Source organism: Syntrophomonas palmitatica JCM 14374 (assembly GCF_001311885.1).
Classification (GTDB): Bacteria; Bacillota; Syntrophomonadia; order Syntrophomonadales; family Syntrophomonadaceae; genus Syntrophomonas_A; species Syntrophomonas_A palmitatica.
This window is the reverse complement of record NZ_BBCE01000008.1, coordinates 108,837-120,339: the sequence shown is the minus strand read 5'-3', so window position 1 is coordinate 120,339 and position 11,503 is coordinate 108,837. Positions and strand designations below refer to the sequence as shown.

Sequence of the window (11,503 nt, the reverse complement as noted above, 5' to 3'; positions counted from 1 at the left end):
CCACCGGGGCCAGTCTCAGGGCCGCAGCTGAAATGCTGGATAACGGAGCCAATATTGATCAGGCGCGTATAAATCTGTTTGAAACTAAATCCCGCGCGGAAATACTTCTGCTGGGCCGGGCCCTGAACAGTATGTGCTTTAGTGACGATGGACGCGCTGCCTGGATGACTTTAACCTATGATGAATTAAAACAAATAGAGGCTTTGGATATTAATCCCGAGGGTATCATTAACTACGCCCGTTCTGTGGAAGGGGTGGAGATAGCTCTATTATTCAGAGAAGTGGAACCGAATATGATTAAGATAGGCTTTCGTTCCAAACCCGGCATCGATGTTGCGGAATTAGCCCGTCGCTTTGGGGGCGGAGGCCATAAACAAGCCGCCGGCGCCCGCCAGAAGGGGAACCTTAGTGAAGTAATGAGCCTGGTTCTAGAGGCGGCAAAGGACGTGATGGCCTGATTGCATGGCTTCTTAAATATAGATAAACCGGTGGGCATAACTTCTTTTGACGTACTGCGCAGCTTAAGACCAGTCTTTCCTAAAAAGACCAGGATGGGTCATTTGGGTACTCTAGACCCCATGGCAAGCGGGGTCTTGCCGCTGGCAGTGGGGGCAGCCACGCGTTTACTGCCGTTTCTGGGTGAAGAAACCAAAAGCTACTGTGCAGTAATGACTCTGGGAGGAGTCTCTGATACCCAGGATGCCTGGGGAGAGATCAGCTACACCGGGCAAACCTCGTTTTCACACCAGGGTTTATTAGAACTGCTGCAGCGCTTTACCGGAGTTATCAGCCAGCTTCCGCCTATGTATTCCGCCGTGCACTATCAGGGGCAACGGTTGTATGAACTGGCGCGCAGGGTATAGAAGTAGAGAGAACTCCACGCCAGGCAGAGATATATGCTCTGAAATTGTTGGCAATAGATACAGAAGGCGATTTGCCTCGTGTTAAAATCGAGGTTTCTTGTTCCAAAGGAACTTATGTACGGACTCTCTGTCACGATATAGGTCAGGCCCTGGGCACGGGAGCGTTTTTATCAGAGCTGCGGCGGACGCATTCCGGTGCTTTTAAAATAGAAGATGCTTATCCTCTGGATGAACTCAAACCGGGCAGAGAAAACATAGCCCGCGCACTGCAGCCTTTGGATTACCCTCTGGGCCACCTGCCCGAATTGGTATTGCAAAATGATGACCAGGTAAATACAATTTTGCATGGCGGGAGTCTTTTTTTGGCCGCAGGAATTGCCGGCAGGAGAAATGAGAATATATACGCCGAAGAATCAATTGATTGCCATAGGCAACATTTGTTACGTTGCCGAAAAGCAAATTTTACGACCCGTTAGTCTTGGGTTTGGTGTAACTCAATTTCTGCATTTGACTCTGAATTTGTGTCAACGGTGAGACTTGTGATTATAATTAATTGATTTATCATATAAGAGGTTGGATATGCAGATTATTAACGGACTAGAACAATATCGTAAAAGCGAGAGACCGCTGTTTTTGGCCTTAGGCAACTTTGATGGCGTTCACCACGGGCATAGCCGGTTAATCAAGGGTCTGGTTGATGAGGCTCATAATTACGGCGCTGTTTCCGCGGCTTTCATTTTTGAACCGCATCCCTCGCGGGTGCTGAACCCGGAACGCGCTCCCAAACTACTGGTTACCGCTGAACGCAAAGCTGAATTGCTGGAAAACCTGGGGCTGGAGCTGCTAATTTATCATCCCTTTACTATGGAAATGGCCAGAACATCTCCCCGTGAATTTGTTGAAAAGCTCCTGGTAAACATAATGGGGGTTAAGCATATTGCCGTGGGTTTCAATTATACCTTCGGCCACAAGGGATCAGGGACTGCTGAGATGCTTCAGGAAATGGGCCGGGAATATGGCTTTACTGTGCAGATTGTACCGGCGGTGGAACTGGACGGGGAAGTAGTATCAAGCAGTTTAATCCGCAGTTATTTAGAAAACGGGGCAATAGAATCAGCCGGCAAGCTCCTGGGTTATTATCCTATGATAGAGGGCATTGTAGTGGAAGGTGAAAAACGTGGTTTTACCATTGGCTTTCCTACTGCCAACCTGGCTGTACCCGCTGATTTAAGCATTCCCAGCCGCGGGGTCTATGCCGCCCGGGCTGAAATTGACGGCCAGCTTTATAAAGCCGCAGTCAACATTGGCAACAAGCCCACCTTTCACGCCGATTATCCCATCTGCGTAGAAGCGCATCTAATAGATTTCGAGGGAAATTTATACGGCCGCCAGGTGAGATTATTCTTCCTACATAAAATCAGGGATGAAAAGAAGTTCAACGGGGCAGAGGAACTCATGGCGCAAATCGCCCGCGACCGGCAGAGTGTGATAGATGGAGACCAGCAATGATCAATCTGGTATTTTATTACCATGGACACAGGGCTTTTACTCCATAATAAGTTTGCCCGGCGTTCAAATCCTCGCTCCAAAGCAGGAAACTGTTTAGATTTATAGCCGCACATACAATCAAAAGTGTCGAGGGGACGGTTCTCTTGACACCTTTTTGGTCTATAAAGATAAAAAGTGTCAAGAGAACCGTCCCCTCGACACTGAGAACCGTCCCCTCGACACTCGATTTAAACGGACATGAAATTATAGCTGTTATTTTCGAAGCTCCAGGTAAAGTTTACATTTTTCCGGGGCTGTGCTACAATTTACCTTGGCTGTTGACGCACAGCAGGTATAAATATGCCCTGAGACTGGCAAAATTCAGAATAGTAGGTTGTACCGTTCTGAAGCAGAGAATTGGAGCGGCGTTCTTTCTTGCCAGGCAGAGTACAGCGGCATATAAAGCAGAAACAGTTCTGCTGGCTGGAACCATGAACTAGGGTTTGCGATTTTCACCGGCGTATTTCTTGGTTCATAGGCGATTATAGAAGAGGAGGTGAAATACTTGGCTTTAACTCCAGACAGGAAACAGGAGCTTATTAAGAATTTTCAGATTCATGAAAATGACACCGGTTCTCCTGAAGTTCAGATAGCTATTTTAACCGAGAGAATTAATTATCTCAATGAGCATCTGAAAATAAATAAGAAGGATCATCATTCCCGCCGTGGTCTGTTGAAAATGGTGGGACAGCGCCGGGCCTTGCTGGAATACCTGAAGAAGAACGACTTCGAACGTTATCGCAGCATCGTTACCCGGTTGGGTCTTCGCAGGTAAAGAGCGGAAAAAGCCGCTCTTTCACTTTATATGTACAGAACTATAAGAAAGGAGGAGATTTAAATACTGCACAAGTATCAAACTGAGATCGCTGGTCGTCCGCTGGTGGTGGAGATAGGCCAGGTTGCCAAGCAGGCTAATGGCTCAGCCGTAGTAAGATATGGGGATACCGTGGTTCTGGTTACGGCTACGGCTTCCAAACAGCCGCGTGAAGGTATTGATTTTTTCCCGCTGACTGTGGACTACGAAGAAAAACAGTATGCAGTAGGGAAAATACCCGGTGGTTTTATTAAACGTGAAGGCCGGGCTACGGAACTGGCTACCCTTTCAGCACGGCAGTTGGATCGTCCTATCCGGCCGCTGTTTCCCAAAGGTTTTCGCAATGACATCCATATAGTCGCAACGGTTATGTCAGTGGAACCGGACAATCCGGCTGATGTCACTGCCACTATCGGCGCTTCATTGGCTCTGGGAGTATCGGATATTCCTTTTGCCGGGCCCATTGCTGCGGTAATCGTGGGTATGGTGGATGGGCAGATGATAATAAATCCCACTGTGGAACAGGAAGAGAAAAGCGATCTGCATATGGTGGTGGCAGGAACCAGAGAAGCCATAATGATGGTAGAAGGGCATGCCAACCAATTACCAGAGGATCAGATGCTGGAAGCGATTATGTTTGCCCATGAAGAAATTAAACGCATAGTAGAATTCCAGGAACCGATTATTGCTGAACTCGGAAAACCCAAAATCGAGGTCATCGCTCAAGTTATTGATGAATCTATCAATCAGACGGTTCGCGAATATGCCCTCCCTATACTGGAAGAGGCAGTCCGCAATCCGGATAAGAAATCACGTGAAGAACAAATGGACCAGGCCAAAGATAAGGTTTTGGAACACTTCAGCGAAATTTATCCGGATGACATGAAAGACATTGACAACCTGGTGGACAAACTCATGAAAGAAGTTGTTCGCCGCATGGTTCTGGAGGACGGTGACCGTGTAGACGGACGCAGCCTGACAGAAATAAGACCGATAAGCTGTGAAGTAGGATTTTTGCCTCGGACTCATGGTACAGGCCTATTTACCCGGGGTCAAACCCAGGTCTTGTCTGTTACCACATTGGGGGCTGCCAGTGAGGAACAGATTCTGGATGGATTGGGAAGAGCCGATCGAAAACGTTATATCCACCACTATAATTTTCCTCCCTACAGCACCGGAGAGACCAAGCCGATGCGTGGTCCGGGCCGCAGAGAAATAGGGCATGGCGCCCTGGCGGAGAGAGCCTTATTGGCTGTACTGCCATCCGAAGAAGAATTCCCCTATACCATTAGAGTAGTTTCAGAGGTGCTTGAATCCAACGGTTCTAGTTCTATGGGCAGCGTTTGCGGCAGCACCCTTTCGCTGATGCATGCCGGGGTTCCAATCAAAGCTCCCGTATCTGGCATAGCTATGGGCCTGGTTACCGCTGAGGATAAGTTTGCCATTCTGAGTGATATTCAGGGCATCGAGGATGCTTTGGGTGATATGGATTTCAAACTGGCCGGCACGGAAAAAGGCGTTACCGCCGTACAAATGGATATTAAGATCACCGGGATAAACCGCGATATAATAGCCGCAGCCATGAAGCAGGCCCGTGAAGGCCGCATGTTCATTATGCAGAAGATGCTGGAGTGTATTGACAAGCCCAATACCGAGTTATCTCCCTTTGCGCCCCGCCTGATTCGCATGCAGATTCATCCTGATAAGATCCGGGAAGTCATCGGCCCGGGCGGAAAGGTAATCCACAAAATCGTGGATGAGACCGGCTGCAAAATCGATATCGAAGATGACGGCAGTCTCTTTATCATGGCAACCGACCAAGAGGCGGCAGCCAAGGCTAAATTCCTGGTTGATTCAATTGTGGCTGAAGTCGAAGTTGGCAAGACCTATATGGGTACGGTTAAGCGCATCATGGATTTCGGTGCTTTTGTAGAGATTATACCCGGTGTCCTGGGTTCCCAAGGCAAAGAAGGCCTGGTGCATATTTCACAACTCGCGGAAGAAAGGGTCAACAAGGTTACCGATGTCGTTAATATAGGTGATCAGATTCTGGTCAAATGTACTGAGATCGACAGGCAGGGACGGGTTAACCTTTCGCGCAAAGCTGTGTTAAAGAACGCTGTAAAACCTGAATAACAGCGGCCCACAACTTAATAGGCAGTTAACAAGTAAACCGAGACGTCTCGGTTTATTTGCATTTCTGAGGGAATTAAATCCTTGCAGAGGCAATTTATAAACTGCCTCTGCAGGTTTAACATGCTTGCAATGCTAATGGAATTTGCCATGCCCGGAGTAGCCAGGCAAAGGTCCGTATCCCCGGCCAAATTCTCCGTGACCTCGTTCCCCGGCATTGGGGAGGTACATGGGCATGGTAATTATCCCGACAGCCAGGACTACGATAAGTATAATTCCTAAAATCTGCTGAGTGGTGCTTGGCAGTAGCTGACGATACAATGCTTTGATCTGCGGCCAGTGCAGAATAATATGGAGTACGATCAGCCCGCCTACGGTATAAGCAAGGGTCTCATGATATTCACCTTTGACAAAAAACAACCCCAGCATCACCAGAAACATAAGAAAATCAAGTATAATATTAAATTTACCTTTGTTTTTCATTTTCATCCTACCCTTCTTTTTTTAGATGACCTGTATAGAAAGCCCCTGGGCAGTTATTCAGGTTATCCCTGCAGCTCTGACCTGAACCGGAATATACTTATACTAAGATCCAGGGCTAATTCAGGAGCAACAATGAAGACGAGTCCCAATATTAGAAGACCCAGTAATTGAACAACTGAACGCATAGCAGCCGTAATCCTGAATATTAAAGCCATTATTATCCCCCTTCCAAATATTATTAATGTATTTCTTTATAATAGTATAGAAAGTAAAATGAAAATCCTGGCTAAGCTGAGATTAAGATTTTATTAACAGAAACGAAATTTTCTTTTAACCACCTTTTACCAGGAAAACTTGGCTTTATAAAATTTTAAGAATTTATTAAGGTGAGCTTTATAAATGGTTGTTATCATTAATTATGAAAAAACAAATGGGGGATAATATGCGAGGGTTGAGCAACAGACATTCATTAGGATATAAACTGGCTGTCTCCCATATTTCAATGATCCTGATTCCCCTGATACTATTCGGCCTGGCTGGTTTTTTGGTATGGTTTCGTTCATAAGCAATACGCTGCACCGGAAGAGCCTGCACTGGAAACGATATTAAGCCACAATAGCAAACTGGTGGCCAGTTTGGACGCTTTAATCGCTAAAAATTCCGATCGCCTGGCCGATCCCATTTACCTACAGCAGTTAAACCAGGAAACTGATAAGAGGTTTCTAATGGTTTTAGTCGAAAAAGACGGCCAGTTTGTGTATATACCCAAACACATTGATGCTATGGGGCTGCGGGCCGCCACAGTACTCCAAGAAAACAACCGGCCGCCTGACCATCATGGTTATATGCTTCTGAAATATCGCGATTTTACATTCAGCGATCAAAAGAACGGGCATATATTTTTTCTAACCCAAACCAAACCGCCGGGACCGCTGAAGATATTGTATTGGGCATAGCCCTGCTGGTGGCCATGCTTATTAACCTCTGGATCAGCTATCGCATGGCTAAGAGTATTATAACCCCGCTGCGGATACTTAATAAGGCTACGGCTGATATAGCCCGTGGCAATCTGGATGGTGCTATAAATTACCGCTCGTTGGATGAAGTGGGTGAGTTGTGCCAGTCGTTTGAACAAATGCGTCTGCAGTTAAAAGATGCCCAAACACTCAGGCAGCGTTATGAAAACAACCGCAAAGAGTTAATAGCCAATATTTCACATGATTTAAAAACTCCTATCACTTCTATCCGCGGCTATGTGCAGGGAATGATGGAAGGAGTGGCCAGGACTCCTGATAAGGAACAAAAATATATGCAAATAATCTATAACAACTCAGTGGAAATGGAGCGGTTAATTGATGAATTATTTTTGTTTTCCAAGCTGGATTTAAAACAGTTAGATTTTAATTTTGAACCTGTTAATATTGAGGCTTTTCTGCGTGACTGCGCGGAAGAAAAAGGATATGAATTAGAAAGCAACGGTATTCAGGTAAGCTATATCGGAAGTTATCCCAGCCAGGCGCCGGTTATAGCTGACCGTAAGAGATTGCAGCGGGTCATCAACAATATTATTATTAATGCCGAACAACATTGTGATCGGAGCAAACCGCTGTCCTGGCTGGAAATCGTTTTACTGGAAAATGAAACTGAAGCCATAATTGAAATCAAGGATAATGGGCATGGTATTCCAGCTGAAAACCTGCCCTATATTTTTGACCGGCTTTATCGCGGCGATCCCGCCCGCAGCAGACAAAGCGGCGGCAGCGGGTTAGGCCTTTCTATAGCCAAACAGATAATTGAAGCTCACGGCGGCAGAATCTGGGCGGAAAGCGAAGAAAACGCGGGCACCAGCATATTCTTAACTCTGCCGAAAGTAAAACCGGAAACTGTGCCGGAAACTGTGAATGAAGCGGATAAATAGGGGAGCCAGATATGAAAAAAATACTGATTATTGAAGATGAGATTAACATTGCCGAACTGGAAAGGGATTACCTGGAGATTGAAGGCTTTACCGTTGAGATTGAATCTGATGGCCGCAAGGGTTTAAACCGTAGTCAGCAGGAGCAGTATGACTTGATTATTCTGGACCTGATGCTTCCAAGTTTGGACGGCTTCGAGATATGCCGGAGATTACGCAAAACCAGTGCTGTTCCTATTATTATGATATCGGCTAAAACTGAGGACATGGATAAAATTCGCGGTCTGGGCCTGGGTGCGGACGATTATATGATTAAGCCCTTCAGTCCATTGGAATTGGTAGCCCGGGTCAAAGCTCATATTGCTCGCTATGAACGTTTATCAGGTTTTAGACCGGATACCAATGATGAACTGCAAATCAAGGGACTCTTGATTAACAAAAGTTCGCGCAGGGTTTTCCTACATGATCAGGAAATACCCTTTTCCTCCAAAGAATTTGATCTTTTACTGTTTTTAGCGGGTAATCCCAACCGGGTACTCAGCAAGGAACAAATATATGCCAATATATGGGGTGAAGAAGCTCTTGGCGATCTTAGTACGGTTGCCGTTCATATCCGCAAAATCAGAGAGAAAATTGAAAGCGACCCATCTAACCCCCAGTATCTTGAGACTGTTTGGGGGGCGGGCTATCGTTTCAATAATACTTAGAGATGTATTAAGGCTTGTGCTTCTTCTTTAACAAATGAATCAATTACTATCAATAAACCGAGGTGTCTCGGTTTATTTGCATTTTCCGGGGTACGAACGTTGAACAACGCACAGAAACTTTACTGCATAGTCTGCAATGCCTGCGAATAATTATTTTTAGTGAAAACTTTGCGCGGTACCATTTGAGCGCCAAGTCAAACATACAGTATTATTTGGCGACGGAGTGGGTGCAAGCAAGCTGTAGATTTGTGCAGACTGTGAAACCTGTGTTTATAATTCTGGCTGAAAATGCGGGGTGGGCATATTTTTCCGACAACACCGTTTAGTCAACCTGGATTCCAGAAATATACTGCTAATATGCTTTTTTATCACCATTCCCATAATCAGCATGTGGCTTGATAAAATGGAGCGTCATTTTTATGGTGTACAGCCGGGGGTAATCATGGAGGGAGAAACCATGGAGAATCTGCTTCCTGGTGAAGTGAGATTAAGCATTCAGGAAATGGCAGCCCGCAGCCTGGTTATGGCCGCTGAACCCCAGCTGGATAAGGAAAGCGGGCAGGTGATTCCCGGCAGGACTGGAAAGATGATAAACATAGATGCCAGCATGCGGAAAGTCATGAAAGCCCATGAAAATCAACGCATAGAGGCGGAGTGGATATACATAGAGCCTCACTATTCAGTACATGATATCCAAGCCGTCACGGAACCTTTGGGCAGTTACGGAACCTGGATTTCAGGAAGCTACCAGCGTTTTACCAACATATCTCTGGCTGTTGCCGCTATTAATAATACTCTGGTCTGGCCGGGAGGAGTATTCTCTTTTAACGATACGGTTGGCCCCAGAACAGCAGAAAGGGGCTATATGCCTGCACCGGTAATCCTGATGGGGGGGAGTGACATCGATTATGGAGGAGGGGTGTGTCAGCTAGCCAGCACATTGTACAACGCGGTCAGGCAGAGTGGGTTAAAGATCACCGAACGGCATCAACACAGCAAACCAGTTCCATATATTGAGGCAGGTCAGGATGCGACTGTAGACTATGGTTGCCTGGATTTGAAATTTTTAAACGATTCTCCCGGGCCTATCATCATAAAGGCTGGCATCAGCCGAGGCAAAGTCTGGGTGCAGATATTAGGAAGGAGGGAATCATGAGAATTTATTTTGTTACGAAAAGGAACCTGTTAACAACGGGAGTATTGCTGCTATTGATATGCGGTTTTTTAGGAGTTTCTATGGTCTATTTTAATCATACCGGTGTGGCCACACCCAAAAAGTCCCCTGTTTACCAGGGCAATACCGGACAGAAAGTTGTAGCCTTGACGGTAAATGTTGACTGGGGTGAAGAGTATATTCCGGCTATGCTGGAGGCCTTTAAGAAAAATGATGCCCGGGTCACTTTCTTTGTAACCGGCAAATGGGCGGAAAAACACCCGGAATTGCTAAAAACTATGAAGAAGGCCGGCCACAGCATTCAAAACCATGGTTACAAGCATTTGCATTTCGATCAGCTTTCCAGCGCCCAGACCCAGGAACAGATTAAAAAGGCTGAAGAGATTATTTATAAGCTTACCGGGGAAAGATCGCGTTTCTTTGCCTCTCCTTATGGGGAAAAAAGCCAGCAATTAGTAACAGCTGTAAACGATATGAACTATGAATTCATTATGTGGAGTTTGGATACAATTGATTGGCAGCGTCCGGCTCCGGAAACCATTGTCAACCGGGTGGTCAGCCGGGTGCATAACGACGCTATCGTGCTTATGCACCCTACCGAACCTACTGTAAAAGCACTGCCTGAAATGCTGGGACAGTTAAAAAAACAGGGCTACAGGATGATCAGTATAGATGAAATGCTTAAGGATGCTAAGATTGAAAAGAAAACCGCAAAAACCTCCAACTAAGATCAAAATGCAGAAATTATCGTACCTAATTGTTCTTAGCTTGCTTGTTTCAGGGATAATGTTTACGGTTTCGGCCAAACCTCTTCTTGCCGTACCATATATAAGTTCGTCGGCCTGTTGCCTGATAGAATGTTCCAGCGGGCAGATTCTTTATTCACGTCATGCCCATGAAGAACGCCAGGTAGCCAGCACCACCAAAATGATGACCGCCATTATAGCCAGAGAATACTGTAGGGTTAATGAAACTGCTGTCGTCAGCTCTGAAGCAGCCCGGACTCCGCGCTATGTTATTGGCCTGCGCCAAGGTCAGAAACTGACCGTAGAAGAACTATTAAAAGCAGGGTTGATATGTTCAGCTAATGACGCGGCTGTAGTTCTGGCTGAACATTGTGCCGGTGAACAGGCGCTGTTTGCCCATCTCATGTCACAAAAGGCCTTTCTTCTAGGGGCGAGGCACACCCATTTTGCGAATGCTTCTGGACTCCCCAATCACGATAATTACAGTACCGCTTATGATCTGGCTCTTATTGGCAGGTACCTGTGCCATGACCCTTACTTGGCCAGAATTGTAGCCACCAAGCAGACGAAGTTTAAACATCCCTCATATACACAAGTAATAGACATCACTAACAGCAACCGCCTTTTAGAAAGTTATCCGGGTGCTAATGGCATCAAAACCGGTACCACCAATGATGCCGGTAAATGTTTGGTTGCTTCGGCAATTCGAAAAGGCCGCCATCTCATAGCCGTAGCCTTGCAGTCAGGCGATCGCAGCGGTGATTGTACCCGCCTGCTAAACTATGGGTTCAATAATTGTAAGCCGGTAAAAGTAATTGACCATTCTCAGATCTTTAAAGAACTGCGGGTAAAAAACGGGAGTATGGCATATGCCAGAATCTATCCTGGTCAGGACCTGTTCCTCTGGCAGGGGGAGAAGGATCTCAATTTTGAAAAAAGGGTGAAGATAAATTATGATCTGCAGGCTCCGATACGGCCAGGTCAAAAGGTTGGAGCATTAAGTGTTTATGTTGACGGCGGTCTGGTGGACAGCACCGACCTCGTCAGCGGCGATGCGGTAGAAAGGCACAGCAATATATTTCAGCGCATTAAAGATATTATCTATTGAAAAGGATTTTCG

Annotated in this window: 14 protein-coding genes and 1 pseudogene; 13 read left to right on the top strand and 2 right to left on the bottom strand. The window is 46.1% G+C overall.

Annotation, left to right across the window (positions count from 1 at the left end; all coding sequences use genetic code 11):
- The 7 genes and pseudogenes from JCM14374_RS06255 to JCM14374_RS06225 form a co-directional block, all read left to right on the top strand.
- The coding region (locus JCM14374_RS06255) for a DHH family phosphoesterase (protein ID WP_242848857.1) at window positions 1-458 on the top strand (458 nt) is incomplete at its 5' end.
- A gap of 93 nt (window positions 459-551) precedes the next feature.
- Window positions 552-910: pseudogene (locus tag JCM14374_RS06250) on the top strand (tRNA pseudouridine(55) synthase TruB); the annotation flags it as partial.
- Window positions 911-1,339 carry a hypothetical protein gene (locus JCM14374_RS06245; RefSeq protein WP_207641599.1) on the top strand — a complete coding sequence of 143 codons (429 nt, stop codon included), beginning with the start codon at window positions 911-913 and terminating at the stop codon, window positions 1,337-1,339.
- A gap of 103 nt (window positions 1,340-1,442) precedes the next feature.
- Window positions 1,443-2,372 carry a bifunctional riboflavin kinase/FAD synthetase gene (locus tag JCM14374_RS06240; protein WP_054694870.1) on the top strand — a complete coding sequence of 310 codons (930 nt, stop codon included), beginning with the start codon at window positions 1,443-1,445 and terminating at the stop codon, window positions 2,370-2,372.
- Window positions 2,373-2,515: 143 nt separating this feature from the next.
- On the top strand, window positions 2,516-2,851 hold the full coding sequence (locus tag JCM14374_RS06235; protein WP_054694868.1) for a hypothetical protein: 336 nt from the start codon (window positions 2,516-2,518) through the stop codon (window positions 2,849-2,851).
- A 65-nt stretch (window positions 2,852-2,916) separates the two neighbouring features.
- Window positions 2,917-3,186 carry a 30S ribosomal protein S15 gene (gene rpsO / locus JCM14374_RS06230; protein WP_054694866.1) on the top strand — a complete coding sequence of 90 codons (270 nt, stop codon included), beginning with the start codon at window positions 2,917-2,919 and terminating at the stop codon, window positions 3,184-3,186.
- Window positions 3,187-3,249: 63 nt separating this feature from the next.
- A complete protein-coding gene (locus JCM14374_RS06225) occupies window positions 3,250-5,361 on the top strand; it encodes a polyribonucleotide nucleotidyltransferase (RefSeq protein ID WP_054694863.1) in 2,112 nt (703 codons plus the stop codon).
- Between the two features lie 132 nt (window positions 5,362-5,493).
- Here the strand turns inward: JCM14374_RS06225 and JCM14374_RS06220 are convergent, their stop codons facing one another.
- Both JCM14374_RS06220 and JCM14374_RS13455 read right to left on the bottom strand, forming a co-directional pair.
- A complete protein-coding gene (locus tag JCM14374_RS06220; protein ID WP_157048990.1) occupies window positions 5,494-5,841 on the bottom strand; it encodes a hypothetical protein in 348 nt (115 codons plus the stop codon).
- 62 nt (window positions 5,842-5,903) lie between these two features.
- The gene (locus JCM14374_RS13455) at window positions 5,904-6,056 is read right to left on the bottom strand and encodes a hypothetical protein (RefSeq protein WP_157048989.1); all 153 of its coding nucleotides are present in this window, start codon (window positions 6,054-6,056) and stop codon (window positions 5,904-5,906) included.
- Between the two features lie 411 nt (window positions 6,057-6,467).
- On the opposite strand from JCM14374_RS13455, the gene JCM14374_RS06210 reads away from it, so the two are divergent.
- From JCM14374_RS06210 to JCM14374_RS06185, 6 genes are all read left to right on the top strand, one after another.
- Window positions 6,468-6,797 carry a hypothetical protein gene (locus JCM14374_RS06210; protein WP_157048988.1) on the top strand — a complete coding sequence of 110 codons (330 nt, stop codon included), beginning with the start codon at window positions 6,468-6,470 and terminating at the stop codon, window positions 6,795-6,797.
- Window positions 6,788-7,759, top strand: coding sequence for a sensor histidine kinase (locus JCM14374_RS06205; protein ID WP_054694852.1), 972 nt, complete (start codon window positions 6,788-6,790; stop codon window positions 7,757-7,759). Before JCM14374_RS06210 ends, JCM14374_RS06205 begins: the two co-directional genes overlap by 10 nt.
- A gap of 11 nt (window positions 7,760-7,770) precedes the next feature.
- Window positions 7,771-8,463: a response regulator transcription factor gene (locus JCM14374_RS06200; RefSeq protein ID WP_054694849.1), complete on the top strand. Its 693-nt coding sequence runs from the start codon at window positions 7,771-7,773 to the stop codon at window positions 8,461-8,463.
- A gap of 388 nt (window positions 8,464-8,851) precedes the next feature.
- A complete protein-coding gene (locus tag JCM14374_RS06195) occupies window positions 8,852-9,619 on the top strand; it encodes a VanW family protein (protein WP_242848856.1) in 768 nt (255 codons plus the stop codon).
- Window positions 9,616-10,365: a polysaccharide deacetylase family protein gene (locus JCM14374_RS06190; RefSeq protein WP_054694846.1), complete on the top strand. Its 750-nt coding sequence runs from the start codon at window positions 9,616-9,618 to the stop codon at window positions 10,363-10,365. Before JCM14374_RS06195 ends, JCM14374_RS06190 begins: the two co-directional genes overlap by 4 nt.
- Window positions 10,334-11,491 carry a D-alanyl-D-alanine carboxypeptidase family protein gene (locus JCM14374_RS06185; protein WP_054694843.1) on the top strand — a complete coding sequence of 386 codons (1,158 nt, stop codon included), beginning with the start codon at window positions 10,334-10,336 and terminating at the stop codon, window positions 11,489-11,491. The genes JCM14374_RS06190 and JCM14374_RS06185 overlap by 32 nt, the downstream gene beginning before the upstream one ends.
- Window positions 11,492-11,503 lie beyond the last annotated feature (12 nt).